Below are 25202 nucleotides of genomic sequence, written 5' to 3'. Positions count from 1 at the left end.
TGATCGGATGCGCATTGCCAAGCCGTGGGGGCGCTGGTATCTGTATGCATGAACAGTACCAGGCTCCGCTACCCGTGAATTCCCCAGCGCTTCCCGAACCCTTCTACTACCTGCACAACTTCCGCGCGGTGCTCGCCTGGATCGGCGAACGCTATGCCGATCTGCTCGACGATCAGGAACGTGCCTTCATCGCCGCGTTCGCCGAGCTGCCCGAGGCCAGCCAGGCCCTGCTGGTGCGCATGGTGATGCGCAAGGGCACGCTGTTCCGCGAAGGCAAGCTGGCCTATGCCGAGATCGGCGACACGCGCGCCGCCGTGCAACCGCTGTTGGCATTGGGCTGGGTGGACGCGCAGCCGACCCTGGAACTGGCGCAACTGTTCGGCTTGCTGAGGAAGGACGAATTGTCGCAGCTGTTCAGGGACCATCTCGGGCGCGCGAACCTGCGCAAGGATGCGTTGCTGGAACGGCTCCAGCCGTTGTTCCCCGAGGCGCGGCGGCTCGCCGAGTGGCAGGCCGACTTCGCCGAACCGGTCTACGAGTTGCGCTGCATGGCGCTCTGCGACCGCTTGCGGTTGATGTATTTCGGTAACCTGTGGCAGGACTGGTCGGAGTTCGTCCTTGCCGACCTGGGTATCTATCGTTACGAAAGCGTCGAGTTTTCCGCCGACTCTCGCGGCTTTCGCCTGCGCGCCGACGTCGACGCCTATCTCCACCTGTTCGACTGCCGCCAGCGCTTCGACCTCGGCGAGCCGCTGGAGGAACTGCTCGCCGGCCTGCCGGGCGAACCCTACGCCAATCCCTGGCTGGAAGGGCGGCGGGTCAAGCTGCTGTTCCAGTTCGCCCAGCACTGCGAAAAGCAGCGGGATTTCGACCTGGCCCAGCGGCTCTATCGCCAATCCAGCCACCCCGGCGCGCGCCTGCGGGCGATTCGCAGCCTGGAACGCGGCGAGCGCTTCGCCGAAGCCCATGCATTGGCGCGGGAGGCCAGCTGTGCGCCGGAAAGCGACGCCGAACGCCAGGGCCTGGCCCGATTGCTGCCGCGCCTGCAAGGCAAGCTCGGCCTGCCGCGACAGGCGCGGGCGGCGGCTCCGGAAATCGACCGCCTGGACCTGTGCCTGGCGTACCCGAGCGAACCCTGTAGCGTCGAGTGGGCGGTTCGCGAGCACCTGGAAGAGCCCGATTGCGCGGTGCACTACGTCGAGAACGGCCTGATCAATTCGCTGTTCGGACTGCTCTGCTGGGAGGCGATCTTCGCCGCCATTCCCGGGGCGTTCTTCCATCCCTTCCACAGCGCGCCGGCGGACCTGCACAGCGCCGACTTCCGCCAGCGCCGCGCCGCCCTGTTCGAGGCCTGCCTGGGACGGCTGGAGGACGGCAGCTACCGCGACGCGATCCGCTGTCGCTACCGCGACAAGTTCGGCCTGCAGTCGCCCTTCGTCTACTGGGAACTGCTTGGCGAGGAACTGCTCGAACAGGCGCTCGATTGCCTACCGGCGGCCCACCTGCGCGCCTGGTTCGAACGCCTGCTGGAGGATATCCCGGGCAACCGCGCCGGCCTGCCGGACCTGATCCAGTTCTGGCCGGCGCAGCGGCGCTACCGGATGGTCGAGGTCAAGGGACCGGGCGACCGCCTGCAGGACAACCAGTTGCGCTGGCTGCAATTCTGCCGCGAGCGGGAGATGCCGGTGGCGGTCTGCTACGTGCGCTGGCATGTCGATGACTGAGCAGGGCGGCGAGGCGCTGTACCAGGTGGCGGTGCGCGCGCTTTGCGAGTTCAGCGCCAAGCGCGGCGACCTCGACCTGCGCTTCACCCCGTCGCCCAGCGCCCTGGAAGGCATCGCCGGACATACCCTGGTGACCTCCCGGCGCCCCGCTCACTACCAGCGCGAAGTGGCGCTGGACGGACGCTACCGTCACTTGCAGGTGCGCGGCCGGGCGGATGGCTACGATCCGCAGGCGAACTGCCTGGAGGAAATCAAGACCCACCGCGGCGACCTCGCCCTGCAACCGGCCAACCACCGGCACCTGCACTGGGCCCAGGCCAGGGTCTACGGCTGGCTGCTCTGCGCCGAACGGAAGCTGGAGGAAGTCGAACTGGCGCTGGTCTACCTGGAGGTCGGCAGCCAGAAGGAGACCCGCTTCGTCGAGCGGGTGCGGGCTGACGAGCTGCGGCTGTTCTTCGAGAGCCAGTGCCAGGCGTTTCTCGCCTGGGCCGAGCAGGAACTGGCGCACCGCCAGCGGCGCGACCGCGAACTGGCCGCGTTACGCTTTCCCCACGCCGAATTCCGCCACGGCCAGCGGCAACTGGCGGAGGCGGTGTACAAGGCCGCCTCCGCCGGTTGTTGCCTGATGGCCCAGGCGCCGACCGGGATCGGCAAGACCATCGGCACGCTGTTCCCGCAACTCAAGGCGATGCCCGGGCAGCGCCTGGACCGGCTGTTCTTCCTGGCCGCCAAGACCCCGGGCCGGGCCCTCGCGCTGCATGCCCTGCGTAGCCTGGAAGGGGAGACCGGCGGACTGCCGGTGCGGGTGCTGGAACTGGTGGCGCGGGACAAGGCCTGCGAGCACCCGGACAAGGCCTGCCACGGCGAGTCCTGTCCCCTGGCCCAGGGCTTCTACGAACGCCTGCCGGCGGCCCGCGCCGCCGCCGTGGAGGCGCGCTGGCTGGACCAGGCGCGGTTGCGCGAGGTGGCGCTGGCGCACCGGGTCTGTCCCTACTACCTGGGCCAGGAACTGGCGCGCTGGTGCGACCTGGCGGTGGGCGACTACAACTACTACTTCGATCTCGGCGCCATGCTCCATGGCCTGGCCCAGGTCAACCAGTGGCGGGTGGCGGTACTGGTGGACGAGGCGCACAACCTGGTGGAGCGCGGCCGGCGGATGTATTCCGCCGAACTCGACCAGGGCGATTTCCTCGGTGTGCGCAAAACCGCCCCGGAGGCCCTGAGGAAACCGCTGGAGCGCATCCAGCGTGCCTGGAACGAACTGGGCAAGACCCAGGCGGACGACTACCAGGCCTACGACGAGCCTCCGCAGAAGCTGCTCCTGGCCTTGCAGAACGCGGTGGCGGCGATCAACGACCTGCTCGCCGAGCAACCGCAGGCGCTGGAGCCGGCGTTGCAGGAGTTCTACTTCGCGATCCTGCAGTTCGGCCGTCTCGCCGAGCTGTTCGGCGAGCATTCGCTGTTCGACATCGAGAAGCGCCCAGGCCGCAACGGCCGCAGCCTGGCCCGGCTGTGCCTGCGCAACGTGGTGCCGGCGGCGTTTCTCGCCGAGCGCTTCGCCGCCAGCCGCTCCACCGTGCTGTTCTCCGCTACCCTCGGGCCGCGCGACTATTACGCCGACCTGCTCGGCCTGCCGGCGGGCACGCCCTGGCTGGAAGTGGACTCGCCATTCAGCGCCGAGCAACTGGAGGTGCACATACAGCGTCGGGTTTCCACGCGCTATGCGCAGCGCCAGGCATCCCTGGCGCCCATCGCAGCGATTCTCGGCGAGCAGTTTCGCCAGCGGCCGGGCAACTACCTGGCCTTCTTCAGCAGCTTCGATTACTTGCAGCAGGCGCTGGACGTCTTCCGCCAGGCATACCCGTGGGTGCCATGCTGGAGCCAGACGCCACGGATGGACGAGGCGGAGCGCCGGGTCTTCCTCGAGCGCTTCGTCGCGGGCGGCGAGGGCATCGGCTTCGCCGTGCTCGGCGGTGCCTTCGGCGAAGGCATCGACCTGCCTGGCGAGCGCCTGATCGGCGCCTTCATCGCCACCCTCGGGTTGCCCCAGGTGAATCCGGTGAACGAGCAGATCCGCCTGCGCATGCAGCGCCTGTTCGGTGACGGCTACGACTACACCTACCTGTATCCGGGACTGCAGAAGGTGGTCCAGGCCGCCGGGAGGGTGATCCGCAGCCGCAGCGATCGCGGCGTGGTGCACCTGATCGACGACCGTTTCGCCCAGGCCAAGGTGCGCCGGTTGCTGCCGGGCTGGTGGCAACTGCGTTGACCCGTGGCGATACGCCGGCAGGTGCTGCCGGACAGCCGGACAGCCATGTATAATCGCGTCCCCACGATTTCCCCCGATCCGGATACGCCATGGCTTCCGCTCCCGACGCTCTTCCCCAGGCCCTTTCCTCCGACGACGCTCCGGCCCAGGCCGCGCCGAGCGACGCCAGCGCGTTGCTGAAGGCCGCCCTGGCGAAGAAGAACCAGGCCCAGCTCTATCCGCAGCGGAAGATCCACGACAAGGGCCAGCGTCCCGGCATGGCGCCGCGCGGTACCCGTCGTTCGATGGGCAAGCGCTGAGGCCTTTCCCGCGCCTGGCGTTTTGTGGGCCAGTTCCCGCCACGAAGGATCAAAGCGGGCAGCCTTAACAGTTTTGCCCTTTCGCGGCCGTAGGCCGCAGCCCCATCCCTTATGCTCGCCGCCCCTGGGCGAGCCGCGTCGATGCAGCGCGCCCGTTTGCCGGAATCCGCCTGCTGCATGTCGCGTCACCTTCCATCGTCTTTCGTTTCCCTGCGCAGCCTGGCCGGGCATGCGCCCGCTGTGCTTTGCGTGCTGCTGCTGGCGTTGCTCAGCGCCAGCCTGGCCAGCCAGACGCGCTCGCTGCGCCGCGAGCTGGCGGAATTGCCCGCCGCAGCGGCCCCGGCGCCGCCAGCCAACCCTTCAGCGGCCCCGCGCGCGGCGTTAGCCGGCTTGTTCGGTGGCGCTCCGTCGCCGCGCGGCGCGACGGCGGGCGAGCGTCTGCAATTGCGCCTGCTGGCCTGCTTCCTGGCGCGTCGCGAGGACCGCTCGGCGGCGCTGATCGCGGTGGCCGGGCGCTCGCAGCGCTTCCTGCCGGGCGCCGAAGTGCGCCCCGGCACCGTGCTGCTGGCGGTTCATCGCGACCATGTGGTGCTGCGCGACCAGGGTTATGAAGAACGTCTGTATTTCCCCAAAGCCGAAGGGGCAGAAACCACCCATGCCACGTTGTAGTACCCGTTCCGCCCAGCGCCTGTCTCCGCTGTTCCTGGTCCTGTCGCTGGCCGTCCTCGGCCTGGCGCCGCCGGTCCATCCGGCACCTGCCGAGACTGCCGCCGCGCAAGAGGAAGAGCAGTGGACGATCAACATGAAGGATGCCGAGATCGGCGACTTCATCGAGCAGGTATCGAGCATCAGCGGCCAGACCTTCGTCGTCGATCCGCGGGTGAAGGGGCGGGTCACGGTGGTATCCCAGGCGCGGCTCAGCCTGGCGGAGGTCTACCAACTGTTCCTTTCGGTGCTCGCCACCCACGGCTACGCGGTGCTGCCGCAGGGCGACCAGGCGCGTATCGTGCCGAACATGGAGGCACGCCAGGACGCCGCGCAGACGACCGTCCGCGATGGGCCGGGCAGCCTGGAGACGCGGGTGGTCCAGGCGCAGCAGACCTCGGTGGCGGAACTGATCCCGATGATCCGGCCGCTGGTCCCGGCCCATGGCCATCTGGCCGCCGTACCGTCGGCCAACGCGCTGATCGTCAGCGACCGCCGCGCCAACATCGAGCGCATCGAGGCGATCGTGCGCAGCCTCGACCGGGCCGGCGAACATGACTACAGCATCTACGACATGCGCCATGCCTGGGTCGCGGAAATCGCCGAGGTGCTCGATCGCAGCGTCACCCCGGCCGCCGGGAAGAGCGCCGCCACCGTCCAGGTCCTTGCCGACAGCCGCAGCAACCGCCTGGTCCTGCTCGGTCCGCCGCAGGCGCGAGCGCGCTTGCTGCGGCTGGCGCAGTCGCTCGACGTCCCCTCGTCGCGGTCGGCGAACAGCCGGGTGATCCGCCTGCGCCATGGCGACGCCAAGACCCTTGCCGCCACCCTCGGGGAGATCGGCGAATCGCTGCACGGCGAGCGGGGCCAGGATGGCCGGGGAAGCGGCAAGCGCGGCCTGCTGGTGCGCGCCGACGAATCGCTGAATGCCCTGGTGATCCTCGCCGACCCGGAGGATGTCGGCCTGCTCGAGGACATCGTCCGCCAGCTCGACGTGCCGCGCGCGCAACTGCTGGTGGAGGCGGCGATCGTCGAGCTGTCCGGCGAGATCGGCGACGCCCTCGGGGTGCAATGGGCGCTGCGTAGCGGGCATGTCGCCGGCGGCGCTGGCTTCGCCGACAGCGGGTTGTCCATCGGCACCCTGCTGGGCGCGTTGCAGGCCGGCAAGCCGCCGGCAGAGCTGCCCGACGGTGCGATAGTCGGCCTCGGCAGTCGCGATTTCGGCGCGCTGGTCACCGCGCTGAGCCGCAATAGCCGCAGCAACCTGCTGTCGACGCCGAGCCTGCTGACCCTGGACAACCAGAAGGCGGAAATCCTGGTCGGCCAGAACGTGCCGTTCCAGACCGGCAGCTACACCACCAGCGCCAGCGGTTCGAGCAATCCGTTCACCACTGTCGAGCGCAAGGATATCGGGGTGACCCTCAAGGTCACGCCGCACATCGGCGAGGACCGCATGCTGCGCCTGGAGATCGAGCAGGAAATATCCTCCATCGCGCCAACCGCCACCCTGGCGGCGAAGGCGGTGGACCTGGTGACCAACAAGCGCTCGATCAAGAGCACCGTACTGGCCGACGACGGCCAGGTCATCGTCCTCGGCGGACTGATCCAGGACGACCTGCTGCGCAGCGATTCGCGGGTACCGCTGCTGGGCGACATCCCCGGCGTCGGCCGGCTGTTCCGCTCGTCCCGCGAGACCCGGGTGAAGCGCAACCTGATGGTCTTCCTGCGACCGAGCATCGTCCGCGATGCCGCCGGCCTGGAGCGCATCAGCCATGGCCGTTACCGTTCCATCCAGTTGCTGCGCGGTGCCGCCGGCGAACCGGCGCGCCCGCTGTTCGAGGATGCCGGCGCCATCGACCTGCGTCCCGCCGCCCAGGTCGCACCGGCACCTATTGGCTCGCCGCGCAGCTATCCGGCTCCAGCCCCGGTGCTGATGGAGAAGCCGCGCCTGGCGGACCCGGCGTCCCTGGGCGACGGTCGCGGCGGCGAGGTGCTGGAGGTTCGCCAGGGCACGCACGCGCCGCAGCCGCCGTCACCCCAGCGCTACGCCGTGCGATTGGTCGAGGGCAGCAGCGAAGCCTTCATGCGCGCGCTGATCGAGCGGCATCCGGGCCTGTCGTTGCGTTTGCGCCGCGAACTGCGCGATGGCCAGGAGCTGTTCGCGGTGGAGCGGGGCGACTACCTCGACCCGGAGCAGGCACGCCGGGCCCTGGCGGAACTGCCCGAAAGCCTGCCGCGAGGGAAGGCGCGGGTGATTGCGCATACGCCGGGAAGCGCCCTGTGACGGACTTCGAATCCTCGCGTCGCGCTCCGTCCACCGGATTGTCCGGCGCGCTGCGGCGGCCGCGCTCCAGCGCAGCGCCACTGCCAGATCTGGCAGTTGTCGCTGGCGGGGACGGAGGCTTTAGTAGCCGCACTTTTTTCCAGGGCCGGGCAGTGGGACCGCAATGCATGGACGACATCGAGACCAGAGTGAGGAAACTGGTAGCCGCCCGGTTCGGCGTGGAGGAATGCGACATCCGGCTGGACAGCGACTTCCGTAACGACTTCGGTGCCGAGTCGCTCGAGGTAGTCGAACTGGTCATGGCCCTGGAAGCGGAGTTCGGCGTCGAGATCGCCGATGACGATGCGGAACGGATCGAGACCGTGCGCCAGGCCATCGACTATCTCGAGGAAGCCGTGCCGACCTGACTCCCCCTGGACCACCGGCCGATGCCGTGGTCATTCCCTGCGAAACGCTGTGCGCCACCTCCCGCCCGTGCCGGCGGCAAGGTGCGCGACGTCCCGCGCTTCGATTACGCCGGATCGTCCAGCCCGCCCCGGGCCGATCCGGCTTTTTTTTGCCCGCCGCCGCGATTGCGAGGCGGCCGCCGTCGGTTGGATTTCCTGAATCTTCCCGCGCCTCGCCGGTCGACCGAACAAGGGCAGCGTGCCATTCCCGGCGCGTGCCCGCCATTCGTAACGGAGGTCGTCATGGCTACACGACGGAAAACAACACCCCAGGAAATCGATGATATCCAGGACCGCATGGGTTCGATGCGCGAGCTCGATTTCGACGAGCGCCGCCAGGCGCGTAAGGCGCGGATCGGCGACGAGCGGCCCGAGGCCGAGGTGGAGGCCGAATTTTCCTCGCGGCGGGTACGCGAGGCGGGCCACGCTGGCGGGCAGCCGGACGAGGACGATGGTTACCAGGATAACGTCGGCATGGACGATCTGGCGCCGGAAACCCTGATCGACGAAAGCGGCGCCCGCTCGCCGGCCGAGCGCGGCGGCGAATCGCCCGCGGACAAGCGCCTGAGGGTCGTGCATGGCAACGAGATCGGCGCTGGCCACGGCCTTGACGAAGCCGAGCTGGCACGTCGCGATCCGCTCGACGGCGCCTCCACCGAGGAACGCTGAGCGCGCGCAGACTGTATCGAAGTATTTCCGGCGCCTGGCGTTCTGTGATCGATTCGGCTCGGTTGTGGTGCGCTGCCGCACGCTTTACCGCCGGACGGAGCGGGGCACCGGATCTACTGCAAAAGCTGATAGTTGTCTTCCCGGGTGACGGCGTTGCACGGTCCTGCGGCGTGCAACCCGGCCTGGGCGAAATACCGGCGGAGCGGACCAGGCTATCCCGTCGGAGGCGATGTCGCCGGGCTGCTGGCTTTCAAGGTTTCCCTTCGATGACCAGGAGCTACCCATGCAGCACAAAAGATCCCGCGCGATGGCGAGTCCGCGCTCGCCGTTCCTCTTCGTCTTGCTGGCGCTCGCCGTGGGCGGTACGGCCAATGCCCATGACGATGGCCTGCCGGCCTTCCGCTATTCGGCGGAGCTACTCGGCCAGTTGCAACTGCCCAGCGTGGCCCTACCGCTGAATGACGACCTGTTCCTCTACGGTCGCGACGCCGAGGCGTTCGACCTCGAGGCCTACCTGGCGGTGAATGCGCCGGCGCTGCGCGACAAGAGCGAATACCTGGAGCACTGGAGCGGCTACTACAGCATCAACCCGAAAGTGTTGCTGACCCTGATGGTCATGCAATCCGGGCCGTTGGGGGCGCCGGACGAGCGCGCCTTGGCGGCGCCGCTGGGACGGCTGTCGGCGAAACGCGGCTTCGATGCCCAGGTCCGCGACGTGTTGCAGCAGTTGTCGCGGCGCTACTACGGTTTCGAGGAATACCAGTTGCGCCAGGCGGCTGCGCGCAAGGCCGTCGGCGAGGACGGCCTGAACGCGGCATCGGCCGCGCTGCTCGGTCTGTTGCGAGAGGGGGCGAAGGCCTCCGCCGTGCAAGGCGGCAATCCGCTCGGCGCCTACGCGCAGACCTTCCAGCGCCTGTTCGGCACCCCGGCCGCGGAACTCTTGCAGCCGCGCAACCGCGTGGCCCGGCAACTCCAGGCGAAGGCCGCGCTGGCGCCGCCATCCAACCTGATGCAATTGCCCTGGCGCCAGGGCTATTCCTGGCAGCCCAACGGAGCGCATTCGAACACCGGCTCGGGCTATCCGTACTCGTCCTTCGATGCGTCCTACGACTGGCCGCGCTGGGGCAGTGCGACCTACAGCGTGGTCGCCGCCCACGCCGGTACGGTACGGGTGCTGTCGCGCTGCCAGGTACGGGTGACCCACCCCAGCGGCTGGGCCACCAACTACTACCATATGGACCAGATCCAGGTGAGCAACGGCCAGCAGGTCAGCGCCGACACCAAGCTCGGCGTCTATGCCGGCAACATCAACACCGCGCTCTGCGAGGGTGGCAGCTCCACCGGACCGCACCTGCATTTCTCGCTGCTCTACAACGGCGCCTTCGTTTCCCTGCAGGGCGCCAGCTTCGGTCCGTACCGGATCAACGTCGGCACCAGCAACTACGACAACGACTGTCGCCGCTACTATTTCTACAACCAGAGCGCCGGCACCACCCATTGCGCTTTCCGTCCGTTGTACAACCCCGGCCTGGCGCTCTGAGTCGGCGCGGGGCCCGGCTCCAGCCGGGCTCCGCCGCGAGCGAAACGGCGCTGAACAGCTGGCGCGTCGCTGCCGCCGCGCCCGGCGCCAGGCTGACCGCGTGGGCCGGCATGCTCAGCCGCGCCGGGGCAGCAGGGCGTAGGCGTCGCGAACCACATCCTTGCCGTAGTGGCGTTCCAGGCGGCGGACGATGAAGTGACCGCGCGCCATGGCCTGGAAATGGTTCATGAACACCGTGTTGATCGCCGCGCCGCCGAGGGCACCGACGATGGGCACGATCTGCGCCGCAAGCTTTTCCGAATACTGCACGCCCAGGCGCTCGGCGACCTTGCGCACCAGGGCCAGGAGCATCGGCGCGGCCTTCTTGCTGCCGGCGTCCTTGCCGAGGAAGTCGGCGGCCGCCTTGACCTGCTGGGCCAGCGCCGTACGCACCGCGTAGTAGCCGGACTCCGACGCGTCGTCCGAGGCGGATTTGCCGCCGAGGGCGAAGACTTCGATACAGGCCATCAGGGTGTCCATGTCCCTGATCGACTCGCCCTCGCTGCGCGCGATGTCGGCGATGGAACGGAAGATGATGCCGGTGGTGACCGGCACCTCGACCAGCATCGCCAGCGGCCCGAAGAAGCCGCCGACGCCACCGGAAACGGCGGCGCCGAGGGTATGCAGGCGGTTCGCCGGCTGACCGCTGGCGTTTTCCTGGAGGGTGGCGGTGGCCGAGCGGGCGACTTTCAGCAGCGCTCCCTCGATCACCGAACCGAGCTTCTCGTTGACCTTCCGTGGCAGCTTCTTCAGGCCGTATTCGATCGGCGTGCCCAGCAGGCTGGTGAGTTGCGCGGTGAGTCCAGGGTTTTCCAGCAGGTTCTTGGCGGCCTGGAGTTGCTTGAGATCGGCGGGGGAAAGGCTCATGGAAGGTCCGGCTGACGGTGGTCGGTCAACCTAACCACTGTCCGCCGGCGTTGTCCACGCTCAATAGTCGCCGCGCTTGCGGAAGGCCCAGCGGCCGGCGAGGAAGGTGAAGCTGGCGACCAGCACGAGCATGATCCAGAAGCCTTCAGGATCGTCGGCGAAGGGAATCCCGCCGACGTTCATGCCGAAGAAGCCGGCGACGATGTTGATCGGCAGGGCCAGCACCGTGACCATGGTCAGGGTGAAGAGGATGCGGTTGTTCTGTTCGTTGAGCTTGGCCGCGATCTCTTCCTGCAGCAGCTTGATCCGTTCGCCCAGGGCGGTCAGGTCGCTGATCACCAGGGAGAACTCCTCGGTGGCTTCGCGCAACTCACGCAGGTCGGCATCCTGTAGCCATTCCGGCGGTCGGTTGAGCAGGCGCAGCAGCGAACCGGGCTCCAGCGCCAGCAGGCGTTGCAGGCGTACCAGCACGCGCCGCATGGCGCCGAGGTCGGCGCGGTTGGCGGAGAGGCGCAGGGCCAGTAGCTGGTCCTCGATGCGGTCCACTGCGACGCTGGTTTCGCGGACGATCTGGGTCAGCGCGTCGCCCTGGTCGCGCAACAGGTGGATCAGCAACTGCAGGGGCGAACGGAAAGGTTCGCCGTGCTTCACCGAAGAGCGCAGCTTGTCCACCGAGCGCAGCGGTTGCGCTCGTGCACTGACCAGCAGCCGGCCACGGGCGCAGACCCACAGGGTGGCGACGTCCGAAGAGACCAGGCCGAAGTTGAAGACCACGTCGTTGACCACTGCCAGCAGCGCCGAGTCGACGTGTTCGATGCGCGTCGAGCGCGACCCCTCGCGCAGGCTTTCGAAGAAATAATCCGGCAGTTCCAGATGCTTCTTCATCCAGCGCTCGCAGGCGGCATGGGCGAGGTTCAGGTGCAGCCAGAGGAACTCGTCCGGCGCCTCCTCGCGAGCCTGCCGCAGGCAGGCGAGGGCGGTAACCGAGTCGATTTCCCGCCCCGCTTCGCCGGGGCGGAAACGGAAACCGTAGATCAGGCCGAACAGGTCGGCGTCCTGGGGCGGGGAGATACCGTGATGCATGGTCGCTCGCGGGAGAGGATCGGTTGGATAACTTGGCATCGTGACGATGACGCTTTGATTGCAGGACGATGAAGGCCGCTTCGCGGGATGCCCGGCGATGCTTTCCGTTGGAACTGTCGGGGTCGTCTTGCCGTCGCCTCGCGCCGACGAACTACGAGGTGCCGGGAAGTGCTATTTCATTTCTCCCGGTTTTTTATGAAATACGCATCGTAGAGTTCTGATATTTGCCCGCTGGGTTATTTAGTCGATTTGCCGTGCCAGGTGATGGGGGTTGTTTATAAAGTATTATAACTTTTTGATTATATATTGTTTATCAATTAGATAGGCGTGTGATGGCTAAATGGCTGCATGTTTTCCAGGGGTTATCTAAATTGAATTTTTCATGGGGGTTTTCTTAGTCGTTATATATAAAGTCAGACTCGCCTTTTATTTAAAAGCTGCTATTTCTGGATTACATGGTGCGGCCGTTCGGTCGCTGCTTGACAAGAGGAATGTCGGAAATGTCGATCCAGGCGAAAGTTACCCCTATCGATCAGAGTATTTCTTCTGCGGCTGCCGTCGAGGTTCCGGAAAACGGGATACTCAAACTCTCCCAGAGCAGTAATGTCGCGCTCGATGTCGCACCGGAGTCGGTGGCGGGATACTCGAAGAGCGGTTCGGACCTGATCGTCCAGCTGAAGACCGGGGAAAGCGTCCGGATCGCCAACTTCTATGCGGAAGGCCAGCCTTCAAGCCAACTGTTCCTGGCCGACAAGGACAAGCTGGTGGCGGTAGATCTGCCGCCGGTCGCTGCCGACGGGCCGCTGATGGCCGGCTACATCCCGCAGGAAAGCCTGGCCGGTTTCGAGTCGCTGACCGGCGCCGGTGTGCTCGGTGGCATGAGCGCAGGGACTGCGCTGCTGGTCGGTGCGGCGGCCATCGGCGCCGGGGTGGCGATTTCCAACAGCAGCGGCGGCGGTGGCGGCGGCGGTTCTTCGGTGCCCCCGGACACCACTCCGCCGAAGGCGGCCAGCGGCCTGAAGATAGCGCCTGACGGCAGCAGCATCAGCGGCCAGGCCGAGGCCGGCGCGAGCGTCGGCATCGATACCAATGGCGACGGCAAGCCGGACCTCACCGTGATCGCCGATGCCAACGGCAATTTCACCGCTCCGCTGAACCCGCCGCTGACCAATGGCCAGACGGTCACCGTGGTGGTCACCGACCCGGCTGGCAACGCCAGCCCGCCGGCCCAGGTCACCGCTCCGGACACTACCGCCCCGGCGCCGGCTACCGACGTGCAGGTGGCGCCGGACGGCAGCAGCGTCACCGGCAAGGCCGAACCCGGCTCGACGGTGGGCGTCGATACCGACGGCGACGGCCAGCCGGACACCACCGTGGTGGTCGGCCCCGGCGGCAGCTTCGAGGTTCCGCTGAACCCGCCGCTGACCAATGGCGAGACGGTGACGGTGATCGTTACCGACCCGGCCGGCAACAACAGCACCCCGGTGACCGTCGAGGCGCCGGACACCACCGCCCCGGCGCCGGCCACCGACGTGCAGGTGGCGCCGGACGGCAGCAGCGTCACCGGCAACGCAGAGCCGGGCGCCACCGTCGGTGTCGACACTGACGGCGACGGCCAGCCGGACACCACCGTGGTGGTCGGTCCCGGCGGCAGCTTCGAGGTTCCGCTGAACCCGCCGCTGACCAATGGCGAGACGGTGACGGTGATCGTTACCGACCCGGCCGGCAACAGCAGCACCCCGGTCACCGCCGAAGCCCCCGACTTCCCCGACGCGCCCCAGGTCAATGCCAGCAACGGCAGCGTCCTCAGTGGTACGGCGGAAGCGGGCGTGACCATCGTGATCACCGACGGCAACGGCAATCCGATCGGCCAGACCAGCGCCGATGCCAACGGCAACTGGAGCTTCACCCCCGGTAGCCAACTGCCGGATGGCACCGTGGTCAATGTGGTGGCCAGGGACGCCGCCGGCAACAGCAGCCCGGCGACCTCCATCACCGTCGACGGCGTGGCGCCGAGCGCGCCGGTGGTCGAGCCGAGCAACGGCAGCGAACTCAGCGGGACTGCCGAACCGGGCAGCAGCGTGACCCTGACCGACGGCAATGGCAATCCGATCGGCCAGACCACCGCCGATGCCAACGGCAACTGGTCTTTCACGCCGTCCACCCCGCTGCCGGACGGTACCGTGGTCAACGTGGTGGCCAGGGATGCCGCCGGCAACAGCAGTCCGCCGGCCAGTGTTACCGTGGATGCCGTCGCGCCGGCCACGCCCACCGTCGATCCGAGCAACGGTACGACCCTCAGCGGCACCGCCGAGCCGGGCGCTACCGTGACCCTGACCGACGGCAACGGCAACCCGATTGGCCAGGTCACCGCCGACGGCAGCGGCAACTGGACCTTCACCCCGAGCACGCCGTTGCCCAACGGCACGGTGGTCAACGCCACGGCTACCGACCCGTCCGGCAACGCCAGTTCGCCGGCCAGCGTCACCGTGGACGCCGTGGCACCGGCCACGCCAGTGGTCAACCCGAGCAACGGCACCACGCTCAGCGGCACCGCCGAGCCGGGCGCCACCGTGACCCTGACCGATGGCAACGGCAATCCCATCGGGCAGGTCACCGCCGATGGCAGCGGCAACTGGAGCTTCACTCCGACCACGCCGTTGCCCAACGGCACCGTGGTCAACGCCACGGCCACCGACGCCTCCGGCAACACCAGTGCGGGCAGCAGTGTCACCGTGGACTCGGTAGCCCCGGCCACGCCAGTGATCAACCCCAGCAACGGCACCACGCTCAGCGGCACCGCCGAGCCGGGCAGCAGCGTGACTCTGACCGATGGCAACGGCAACCCGATCGGCCAGGTCACCGCCGACGGCAGCGGCAACTGGAGCTTCACCCCGTCCACGCCGCTGGCGGATGGAACCGTGGTCAACGCCACGGCCACCGATCCGGCGGGCAACACCAGCGGCCAGGGCAGCACCACCGTCGATGGCGTGGCGCCGACCACGCCGACCGTCAACCTGAGCAATGGCAGCAGCCTCAGCGGCACTGCGGAACCGGGCAGCACGGTGATCCTCACCGACGGCAACGGCAATCCGATCGCCGAGGTCACCGCCGACGGCAGCGGCAACTGGACCTACACCCCGTCCACGCCGATCGCCAACGGCACCGTGGTCAACGTGGTGGCCCAGGACGCCGCCGGCAACAACAGCCCGGGCGCCAGCGTCACCGTGGACTCGCAGGCCCCGGCGGCTCCGGTGCTCAACCCGAGCAACGGCACCACGCTCAGCGGTACCGCCGAGCCGGGCGCCACCGTGACCCTGACCGACGGCAACGGCAACCCGATTGGCCAGGTCACCGCCGACGGCAGCGGCAACTGGAGCTTCACACCGGGCACGCCGTTGCCCAACGGCACCGTGGTCAACGCCACGGCCAGCGACCCGAGCGGCAATACCAGCGCTCCGGCCAGCACCACCGTGGACTCGGTGGCGCCGGCCGCGCCGGTGGTCAATCCGAGCAACGGCGCGGAGATCAGCGGCACCGCCGAACCGGGCGCCACCGTGACCCTGACCGATGGCAGCGGCAATCCCATCGGGCAGGTCACTGCCGACGGCAGCGGCAACTGGAGCTTCACCCCGTCCACGCCGCTGGCGGATGGAACCGTGGTCAACGCCACCGCTACCGACCCGGCCGGCAATACCGGCGGCCAGGGCAGCACCACCGTGGACGCCATCGCGCCGGCCACGCCGACCGTCAACCTGAGCAATGGCAGCAGCCTCAGCGGCACCGCCGAGCCGGGCAGCACGGTGATCCTCACCGACGGCAACGGCAATCCGATCGCCGAGGTCACCGCCGACGGCAGCGGCAACTGGACCTACACCCCGTCCACGCCGATCGCCAACGGTACTGTGGTCAACGTGGTGGCCGAGGACGCCGCCGGTAACAGCAGCCCGCCGGCGACGGTGACCGTCGATTCCAGCGCGCCGCCGGCGCCGGTGATCAACCCGAGCAACGGCGTCGTCATCAGCGGCACCGCCGAGGCCGGTGCCACCGTGACCCTCACCGATGCCGGCGGCAACCCGATAGGGCAGGTCACCGCCGACGGCAGCGGCAACTGGAGCTTCACGCCGGGCACGCCGCTGGCCAACGGCACGGTGATCGTCGCCACGGCCACCGACCCGACCGGCAATACCGGCCCGCAGGCCGCCACCACGGTGGACGCGGTGGCGCCGCCGGCGCCGGTGATCGATCCGAGCAACGGCACGACCATCAGCGGCACCGCGGAGGCCGGGGCCAAGGTGATCCTCACCGACGGCAACGGCAACCCGATCGGCGAAACCACCGCCGACGGCAGCGGCAACTGGACCTTCACGCCCGCCACGCCGCTGGCCAACGGCACAGTGGTCAACGCCGTGGCCCAGGACCCTGCGGGCAATACCGGCCCGCAGGGCAGCACTACCGTGGACGCGGTGGCGCCGAACACGCCTGTGGTCAATCCGAGCAACGGCAACCTGCTCAACGGTACCGCCGAGCCGGGCAGCACCGTGACCTTGACCGACGGCAACGGCAACCCGATCGGCCAGACCACCGCCGATGGCAGCGGCAACTGGAGCTTCACGCCCGGCTCGCAACTGCCCAACGGCACCGTGGTCAACGTGACCGCGAGCGACGCCGCCGGCAATACCAGCCCTCCCGCTACCACGACGGTGGATTCCTCACTGCCGTCGATCCCGCAGGTGGATCCGAGCAACGGCTCGGTGATCAGCGGCACCGCGGACGCCGGCAACACCATCATCATCACCGATGGCAACGGCAACCCGATTGGCCAGGTCACCGCCGACGGCAGCGGCAACTGGTCCTTCACTCCAGGCATCCCGCTGCCGGATGGCACGGTGGTCAACGTGGTGGCGCGCAGCCCAAGCAATGTCGACAGTGCGCCGGCGGTGATCACGGTGGATGGCGTGGCCCCGGCGGCGCCGGTGATCGATCCGAGCAACGGCACCGAGATAAGCGGTACCGCGGAAGCTGGCGCGACGGTGATCCTCACCGATGGCGGCGGCAACCCGATCGGCCAGGCCACCGCCGACGGCAGCGGCAACTGGACGTTCACCCCGGGCACCCCGCTGGCCAACGGCACCGTGATCAACGCGGTGGCCCAGGACCCAGCCGGCAACACCAGCGGTCCGGCCAGCGTCACCGTCGATGCCATCGCCCCGCCGGCGCCGGTGATCGATCCGAGCAACGGAGTCGTCATCAGCGGTACGGCGGAAGCCGGGGCCACGGTGATCCTCACCGACGGCAACGGCAACCCGATCGGCCAGGTCACCGCCGACGGCAGCGGCAACTGGGCCTTCACGCCCGCTACGCCGTTGGCCAATGGCACGGTGATCAATGCGCTGGCCCAGGACGCCGCCGGCAACAACAGCAGTCCCACCAGCGCCACCGTCGACTCGCTGGCGCCAGCAGCCCCGGTGATCGATCCGAGCAACGGTAGCGTGATCGCCGGTACCGCCGAGGCTGGTGCCACGGTGATCCTCACCGACGGCAACGGCAACCCGATCGGACAGGTCACCGCCGATGGCAGCGGCAACTGGAGCTTCACGCCCGGCACGCCGCTGGCCAATGGCACGGTGGTCAATGCGGTGGCCCAGGACGCTGCCGGCAACACCAGCGGCCCGGCCAGCACCACGGTGGACTCGGTGGCGCCGGCCGCGCCGGTGATCGACCCGAGCAACGGCAGCGTGATCGCCGGTACCGCGGAAGCCGGTGCGACGGTGATCCTCACCGATGGCGGCGGCAACCCGATCGGCCAGGCCACCGCCGACGGCAGCGGCAACTGGACGTTCACCCCGAGCACCCCGCTGGCCAACGGCACCGTGATCAACGCCGTGGCCCAGGACCCGGCCGGCAATACCAGCGGTCCGGCCAGCGTCACCGTCGATGCCATCGCCCCGCCGGCGCCGGTGATCAATCCGAGCAATGGAGTCGTCATCAGCGGTACGGCGGAAGCCGGGGCCACGGTGATCCTCACCGACGGCAACGGCAACCCGATCGGCCAGGTCACCGCCGACGGCAGCGGCAACTGGAGCTTCACGCCCGGCACGCCGCTGGCCAACGGCTCGGTGATCAATGCGCTGGCCCAGGACGCCGCCGGCAACACCAGCGGCCCGGCCAGCACCACGGTGGACTCGGTAGCCCCGGCCACCCCGGTGCTCGATCCGAGCAACGGTACGGTGATCAGCGGTACCGCCGAAGCCGGCGCCACGGTGATCCTCACCGATGGCGGCGGCAACCCGATAGGGCAGGCCACCGCCGATGGCAGCGGCAACTGGAGCTTCACTCCGGGCACACCGCTGACCAACGGCACGGTGATCAACGCGGTGGCCCAGGACGCCGCCGGCAACACCAGCGGTCCGGTCAGCACCACGGTGGACGCGGTGGCTCCGGCCACTCCGGTGATCGACCCGAGCAATGGTGTCGAACTCAGCGGCACCGCCGAACCCGGCGTCCGGGTGATCCTCACCGATGGCAATGGCAACCCGATCGGCCAGACCCTCGCCGACGGTAGCGGCAACTGGAGCTTCACGCCGGGCACGCCGCTGGCCAACGGCACGGTGGTCAACGCCGTGGCCCAGGACCCGGCCGGCAATACCAGCGGCCCGGCCAGCACCACGGTGGACACGGTGGCTCCGGCCACGCCGGTGATCAATGCCAGCAACGGCAGCGTGATCACCGGGACCGCCGAGGTCGGCGCCAAGGTGATCCTCACCGATGGCAACGGCAACCCGATCGGCGAGACCACCGCCGACGGCAGTGGCAACTGGACCTTCACCCCCGGCACGCCGCTGGCCAACGGTACGGTGATCAACGCCGTCGCCGAAGACGCCGCGGGCAACGCCAGCGGTCCGGCCAGCACCACGGTGGACTCGGTGGCGCCGTCCGCTCCGCTGCTGAGCATCAGCGCCGACGGCGCGCTGCTGACCGGCACCGCCGAGCCGAACAGTCAGGTGCGTATCGTGGTCAACGGCGACACCGCCAACCCGATCACGGTCACCGTCGACGGCGCCGGCAACTTCAGCCTGCCGTTCGCGCCGCCGCTGATCACCGGCGAACTGATCGCCGGGGTTGCCGTGGACGCCGCCGGCAACGTCAGCGGGCCGGCCACCATCAACGCGCCGGACCTGGCGCCGCCGACCATCAGCGTGCCGGAAGCCGCCGATACCTGGATCAACGCCGCGGAGATCGGCGACGGCATCCAGGTCGATGTGACGGTCCGTCCGACCATGCAGGTCGGCCAGGTGGTCACGGTCAAGTTCGCCGGGCAGAACGGCTACGAGGCCGAGGTCAGCCATACCCTCACCGCCGGCGACATCGCCGCCGGCAACCTGACCCTGACCCTGACGCCTCCCGGCGGCATGGGCCCGTTCCCGGAGGGCGCCTCGACCGTCACCGCCGACATCAACGGCGGCACCGCGTCGACCCCGGTGCCGTTCACCATCGACACCATTCCGCCGGCGACCCCGGTGCTGTCCCTGGTCGGCAACATCCTGACCATCTCGGCGGAGCCAGGGACCGAGTTGACGGTGACCGTCGACGTCGGCGGGGTGACCGCCACCGCCACGGTGACCGCCGACAACAGCGGGCTGGCGTCGCTGAACCTGCTCACCGACCTGGACATCGACTTCAGTTGGGACCAGTTGCTCAATGCCCAGGTGTCGGTGGTCGGACGCGACCCGGCCGGCAACCCGAGCAACACGGCGAGCATCGGCGTCGGCACCAGCATCGAGCAACCGGTGACCATCGGCAACTTCGGCCTCGACGTCAGCCTCAACCCGCTGAACCCGCGTTTCGGTTTCAGCGGAACCACCGAGCCTGACTCCAGCGTGGTGATCCGGGTCATCACCCCGGCGTTGAACGTCGAATTGCTGCCGATCCAGGCGGATTCGTCCGGAAACTTCTCGCTGAACCTGCTGAGCCCGACCATCCTCACCCAGTTGGGGCTGAACATCACCGACATCCTCAACCTCGGCTCGCAGATCTCGTTCAACCTGGTGTCCACCGACTCCAATGGCAACGACAGCGCCGCCTACGGGATCACCCTGACCCCCAACGGACTGTCGCTCAATATCGGCCAGATCGATGTCAACGGTACTTCCGGCGACGACGTGCTGTCCGGCGCCAACGGCAGTTCGGAGCACATCAACGGCGGCGACGGCAGCGACCTGATCTTCAACGTGGGCACCGGCGATCACGTGGTGGCCGGCAACGGCAACGACACCATCCAGATCACCGCGACCGATTTCGTCAGCATCGATGGCGGCGCCGGGTTCGACACCCTGGTCCTGGCCAACGGCATCGACCTCGACTACAACGCCGTCGGCGTCGGCACGCTCAGCAACCTCGAGCGCATCGACCTCGGCAAGGGCGATTCGGGTAGCGTGCTGACCCTGACCGCGGCGGAGGTGGATGCCATCACCGATGCCAACAACACGTTGCAGATCACCGGCGAGAACAACGACACCCTGAACGTGGTGGGCGCGGTGAATACCGGTACCACGCAACTGATCAACGGCATTACCTACGACGTCTACACCTTCGGCAGTACCACCCTGCTGATCGAGGACAACACGGTACAGGTCGTGGTCTGATGCGCGGGCGCAGGCAGTACGCGCGCAAGGGACGGCGGCATGGGAAGGGAGCCATCTGGCTCCTTTCCCTGGGTCTGCCGATGTTCGCGTCGGCCATGCCCCTCGACCAGGCGGTCAGGGCAGGGCTGGCGATCCACCCGGAAGTACGATCCGCGATGGCCGAAGCGGACCGTGCAGGCACCGAGGTGGAGATGGCCAAAGGGGGGTACTACCCCTCCGTGACGATGTCCGGGGGGCCGCAGGAGTTCGACTTCGGCGAGATCGTCTACGATCTCACCGCGTCGCAGATGCTGTACGACTGGGGTCGGGTAACGAGCAAGGTCGACAGCGCCAGCGCGACCCAGCGCAAGCTGTCCGAGGCGGTGCTGGTGGCGCGCGACGATGCGGCGCTGGATATCGTCGAGACCTACCTCGACGTGCTTGCCTCGGAGCGCCGGGTGGAGGCGGTGCGCGAACACATCCAGCGCCTCGACGGCATCCGCGAGATGACCCAGGCGCGCGGCGGCGACGGCTACGCCGACCGCAGCGAGCTGGATCGCGCCAATCTGGAACTGTCGCGGGCCCAGGAGCAGTTGTCGCTGGAGAAGGGCAACCTGCAGGACGCGCGCAACCAGTACGCGATCCTGGTCGGCCAGGAGCCCGCCGACCTGGTGGAGCCCGAGCCGATGTCGCTGCAACGCTACCTGGCGGCCAGCGATATGGCGCGGGTGATCCGCGAATCGCCTTTGCAGCGCAAGGCCCTGGAGGACGCCAATGTCGCCGAGGCCGAGGTCCGCGAGGCCAAGGCGTCGCTGCTGCCGCAACTGAACCTGGAGGCCAGCGCGCTGCGCCGGGAGATCGGCGGGCATCCGGAAAGCGACTCGGTGGTATCCCTGCGCTTCCGCATGGACACCTTCCAGGGGCTTTCCAACTTCCGCCGGCCGACCGCCGCGCAGCAGCGCCTGGAGTCGGCGAAATGGAGCGCCGACGCGATGCAGCGCGACATCCGCCGGCAATTGCAGAACCTCTTCGACAACGGCGACACGCTGCGCTGGCGGGAACAGTCGCTGACCCAGCAGGTGACCGAGTCGGAGCAGGTCGGCGAGTTGTATCGCGAACAGTTCGAGGTTGGCCGGCGCGACGTGATCGACCTGCTCAACGTGCAGCGCGAGCGGTTCGAGGCAGAGCGGCAACTGATCAACCTGCGGATCGAACGCAAGCGCATCGAGTATCGGGCGGCCGCGCAAGTCGGCCTGTTGGGTCCGCTATTGGAGAACCGGCTGAATCATGGAAGCTGAGAAAACCCCGGATAACGTCGTGATCCTCAACCACGACCCCATCGTCGACCCGTTGCGCCAGGGCTTGTTGCTGCTCTGCCGGCAGCTTGGCCGACCGCTCGGCGACGCCGAACTGGTGGACGGCATGCCGCTGGAGCACGGTCGCCTGCCGTTGCACCTGGTGGCCCGCGCGTTGCGCCGCGCCGACATCACCGCCCAGGTCACCCGCCAGCCGTTGCGCCGGATCGACCGCTACCTGCTGCCGGCCCTGCTGCTGCTCGACGACGGCCGCGCCCTGGTGCTGGTGGGCAACGACGGCGGGCACGCCGAGGTGCTGGTACCGCAGAGCGACGGCGGAAGCCAGAGGATGCCGCTGGCCGAGCTGGAAGCGCTGTACAGCGGCACGGCGATCTTCGCCAAGTGCCGCTACCGCCCGGACGGGCGGGTCGGCGACTACGCCAGCGCCTTGCCCGAACACTGGTTCTTCGGCCCGCTCAAGCGGCTCTGGCGTTCCTACGCCGAGGTCACCGCCGCGGCGTTGGTGGCCAACGTCCTGGCGGTCGCCTCGGCACTGTTCGCCATGCAGGTCTACGACCGCGTGGTGCCCAACGCGGCGTTCGACACCCTGTGGATCCTCGCCAGCGGCGTGGCCCTGGCGATCGTCCTCGACGGTGTCCTGCGGATCATGCGCGGCCACCTGCTCAACGTGCTCGGCAAGCGCCTCGACCTGCAACTCTCGACCCTGCTGTTCTCCCGCGTGCTGAGCACCCGGGTCGCCGCCAAGCCGGCGTCGATGGGCGCCTTCAGTACCCAGGTGCGGGAGTTCGAGTCGGTGCGCGAGTTCTTTACCTCGTCCAGCGCGGCGCTGATCAGCGACCTGCCGTTCGTGGCGATCTTCCTGCTGATCATCGCCGTGATCGGCGGCCATGTGGTCTGGGTGCCGCTGGTGGCCTGCGTGCTGATGATCCTGCCGGGGCTGCTGACCCAGCGCCTGCTCGGCCACCTGTCGCGGCAGAACCTGCGCGAAGGGGCGATGAAGAACGGCGTGCTGCTGGAAGCCTTCGAGCACCTGGAGACGGTCAAGGCGACCCGCGCCGAAGGCCGCTGCCTGCACCAGTGGGAAACCCTGACCGGCGAACTGGCCGGTACGGCGATGAAGACCCATACCCTGGCCTCGACCCTGAGCTACTCGGCGAGCATCGTCCAGCAGCTCTGCTACGTCGGCGTGGTGGTCTTCGGCGTCTATCGGATCAGCGAGGGCGCGATGACCGTCGGCGGCCTGGTGGCCTGCTCGATCCTCGCCTCGCGGGCCATCGCACCGCTGTCGCAGGCGGCCGGCATCCTCGGTCGCTGGCAGCACACCAAGGTGGCGATGGAAGGCCTCGACCAACTGATGAGCGCCGAGCAGGAGCGACCCCAGGGCAAGCGCTTCGTGCACAAGGAGCGCCTGCAGGGACATTACCGCCTGGAGGGCGTGCGCCTGGCCCACGGCGACAGCCCGCCGGTGGTCGACGTGCAGGCCCTGAACATCCGCGCCGGCGAGCGGGTGGCGCTGCTCGGCGGCAACGGCGCCGGCAAGTCGACCCTGCTGCGCCTGCTCAGCGGCCTGCTCGACGCGCAGGCGGGACGCCTGCTGCTGGACGACGTCAGCCTGACCCAGATCGACCCGGCCGACCGCCAGCGCGGTATCGGCTACCTGCCGCAGGACGTGGCGCTGTTCCATGGCAGCCTGCGCGACAACCTCAACCTGGAGAACGCCGCGCTGGGCGACGAGGAACTGCTGGAGACCCTCGACGGGGTCGGCCTGGGCGCTTTCGTCCGCGGCCACCCGCTGGGGCTGGACATGCCGATCCAGGGCAACGCCAGCCTGTCCGGCGGCCAGCGCCAGGCCGTCGGGCTGGCCCGGGTGCTGCTACAGGACCCTCCGATCCTGCTGCTCGACGAGCCGACCGCGGCCTTCGACCAGGGCAGCGAGAAACAGGTCATCGACTACCTGCAGCAATGGTTGGGCAAGCGCACCCTGGTCATCACCACCCACAAGAAAAGCATGCTCGCCCTGGTCGAGCGTGCGGTGGTCCTGCGCCAGGGCAGGGTGATCATGGACGGCCCGCTGGAGCAGGTGGTGCAGGGCAACCAGGTACAGGCACCGCAGGCCGCCGAAGGAGGCAACCATGGACTCTGACCGCGACGCCGCCGCCCTGCGCCGGCAACTGGCCGACCCGTTGCTGGCGGCTACCCACCCGGTCTACCGGCCGCTGCTCTGGACCCTGCTCGGTTGCGTGCTGCTGTTCATCGGCTGGGCGGCCTGGGCGCAACTGGACGAGGTGACCCGCGGCGACGGTCGGGTCGTGCCGTTCAGCCGCATCCAGAAGATCCAGAGCCTGGAGGGCGGCATCCTCGACCGCCTGCTGGTGAAGGAGGGCGACCTGGTGGAAGTCGGCCAGCCGCTGGTGCGCCTCGACGAGACGCGCTTCCTCACCAACTTCCAGGAGTCGGCGAACCAGGCCAGCGTGCTGCGCGCGGCCATTGCCCGGCTCGACGCCGAGGTGCTAGGCAAGAAGAGCATCGAGTTCCCGCCGGACGTCGATCCCGAGGGGCCGCTGGCGCGTTCCGAACGCGAGCTGTTCAAGTCGCGCCGCGACAAACTGGTGGAGGGCACCCAGGCGATCCAGCGGCAGATCCACCTGGCGCAGAGCCAGCTCGACCTGGTTCGCCCGCTGGTGGCCAAGCGTGCGGTGAGCCAGATGGAGGCGCTCAAGCTGAGCCAGGACATCGCCACCCTCAGCGGCAAGCTGACCGAGCTGAAAAGCACCTATTTCCAGGATGCCTATACCGAGCGCGCACAGCGCAAGGCCGATCTCAGCGCCCTGGAACCGATCGTCCAGCAGCGCCAGGACCAGTTGCGCCGCACCGAGATCCTGTCGCCAGTGCGCGGGCGGGTGAACACCGTGCTGATCAACACCCGCGGCGGGGTGATCCAGCCCGGCGAGCCGATCATGGAAGTGATCCCGGTAGAGGAGCGTCTGCTGGTGGAGGCGAAGATCAAGCCGCGCGACGTGGCCTTCCTGGTTCCCGGCATGCCGGCCAAGGTGAAGATCACCGCCTACGACTACACCATCTACGGCGACCTCAAGGGCACCCTGGAGCAGATCAGTGCCGACACCATCGAGGAGGACACCCCGCATGGCAAGGAGTCCTACTACCAGGTGCTGATCAAGACCGATGGCAGCCAGTTGAAGCGCGGCGAGGAGGTATTGCCGATCATTCCGGGGATGGTCGCCGAGGTGGACATCCTCAGCGGCAAGCGCAGCGTGCTCAACTACCTGCTGCGGCCGCTGATCAAGGCGCGCCTTTACTGAGGCGTGCAGGACAGGCCCCG

The 25202-nt window shown here is 68.3% G+C and carries 14 protein-coding genes; 12 read left to right on the top strand and 2 right to left on the bottom strand.

Going from position 1 to position 25202, the window contains the following annotated elements; genetic code table 11:
• Positions 1 to 44 precede the first annotated feature (44 nt).
• From fan1 to lasA, 8 genes are all read left to right on the top strand, one after another.
• Positions 45 to 1724 carry a nuclease Fan1 gene (gene fan1 / locus LJF27_RS17080; RefSeq protein WP_023116617.1) on the top strand — a complete coding sequence of 560 codons (1680 nt, stop codon included), beginning with the start codon at positions 45 to 47 and terminating at the stop codon, positions 1722 to 1724.
• Positions 1717 to 3993, top strand: a complete 2277-nt coding sequence (locus LJF27_RS17075) for an ATP-dependent DNA helicase (RefSeq protein ID WP_003113616.1) — start codon at positions 1717 to 1719, stop codon at positions 3991 to 3993. The genes fan1 and LJF27_RS17075 overlap by 8 nt, the downstream gene beginning before the upstream one ends.
• An 89-nt stretch (positions 3994 to 4082) precedes the next feature.
• On the top strand, positions 4083 to 4292 hold the full coding sequence (locus LJF27_RS17070; RefSeq protein ID WP_003088087.1) for a hypothetical protein: 210 nt from the start codon (positions 4083 to 4085) through the stop codon (positions 4290 to 4292).
• Positions 4293 to 4433: 141 nt separating this feature from the next.
• Complete coding sequence (locus tag LJF27_RS17065; RefSeq protein WP_003113617.1) at positions 4434 to 4961, top strand: type VI pilus biosynthesis protein; 528 nt, start codon at positions 4434 to 4436, stop codon at positions 4959 to 4961.
• Positions 4948 to 7278, top strand: coding sequence for a type II secretion system secretin GspD (gspD, locus tag LJF27_RS17060; RefSeq protein WP_023116616.1), 2331 nt, complete (start codon positions 4948 to 4950; stop codon positions 7276 to 7278). Before LJF27_RS17065 ends, gspD begins: the two co-directional genes overlap by 14 nt.
• A gap of 167 nt (positions 7279 to 7445) precedes the next feature.
• On the top strand, positions 7446 to 7685 hold the full coding sequence (acpP, locus tag LJF27_RS17055) for an acyl carrier protein (protein WP_003106681.1): 240 nt from the start codon (positions 7446 to 7448) through the stop codon (positions 7683 to 7685).
• Positions 7686 to 7967: 282 nt separating this feature from the next.
• Positions 7968 to 8393: a hypothetical protein gene (locus LJF27_RS17050; protein ID WP_023116615.1), complete on the top strand. Its 426-nt coding sequence runs from the start codon at positions 7968 to 7970 to the stop codon at positions 8391 to 8393.
• 283 nt (positions 8394 to 8676) lie between these two features.
• Entirely contained in the window at positions 8677 to 9933 is a 1257-nt protein-coding gene (gene lasA / locus LJF27_RS17045; RefSeq protein ID WP_003120216.1) for an elastinolytic metalloprotease LasA, read from the top strand.
• Positions 9934 to 10047: 114 nt separating this feature from the next.
• On the opposite strand, the gene LJF27_RS17040 is transcribed toward lasA, so the two are convergent.
• Both LJF27_RS17040 and LJF27_RS17035 read right to left on the bottom strand, forming a co-directional pair.
• Positions 10048 to 10839, bottom strand: coding sequence for an EcsC family protein (locus tag LJF27_RS17040; protein ID WP_023116614.1), 792 nt, complete (start codon positions 10837 to 10839; stop codon positions 10048 to 10050).
• A gap of 60 nt (positions 10840 to 10899) precedes the next feature.
• Entirely contained in the window at positions 10900 to 11922 is a 1023-nt protein-coding gene (locus LJF27_RS17035; RefSeq protein ID WP_023116613.1) for a transporter, read from the bottom strand.
• A 500-nt stretch (positions 11923 to 12422) separates the two neighbouring features.
• Between LJF27_RS17035 and LJF27_RS17030 the strand changes: the two genes are divergently transcribed.
• From LJF27_RS17030 to LJF27_RS17015, 4 genes are read left to right on the top strand one after another with little or no spacing between them, the layout of a single operon-like run.
• Positions 12423 to 20567 carry an Ig-like domain-containing protein gene (locus LJF27_RS17030; protein ID WP_025921187.1) on the top strand — a complete coding sequence of 2715 codons (8145 nt, stop codon included), beginning with the start codon at positions 12423 to 12425 and terminating at the stop codon, positions 20565 to 20567.
• Positions 20567 to 21844, top strand: coding sequence for a TolC family protein (locus LJF27_RS17025; protein ID WP_003102743.1), 1278 nt, complete (start codon positions 20567 to 20569; stop codon positions 21842 to 21844). The genes LJF27_RS17030 and LJF27_RS17025 overlap by 1 nt, the downstream gene beginning before the upstream one ends.
• Positions 21834 to 24005 (top strand): type I secretion system permease/ATPase, encoded by a 2172-nt coding sequence (locus tag LJF27_RS17020; RefSeq protein ID WP_023116610.1) that lies wholly within the window; start codon positions 21834 to 21836, stop codon positions 24003 to 24005. Before LJF27_RS17025 ends, LJF27_RS17020 begins: the two co-directional genes overlap by 11 nt.
• Positions 23995 to 25182: an HlyD family efflux transporter periplasmic adaptor subunit gene (locus LJF27_RS17015; RefSeq protein ID WP_003102741.1), complete on the top strand. Its 1188-nt coding sequence runs from the start codon at positions 23995 to 23997 to the stop codon at positions 25180 to 25182. The genes LJF27_RS17020 and LJF27_RS17015 overlap by 11 nt, the downstream gene beginning before the upstream one ends.
• Positions 25183 to 25202 lie beyond the last annotated feature (20 nt).

Source organism: Pseudomonas sp. 203-8 (genome assembly GCF_020708595.1).
GTDB lineage: Bacteria > Pseudomonadota > Gammaproteobacteria > Pseudomonadales > Pseudomonadaceae > Pseudomonas > Pseudomonas aeruginosa.
This window is presented reverse-complemented; position numbering and strand designations above follow the sequence as displayed.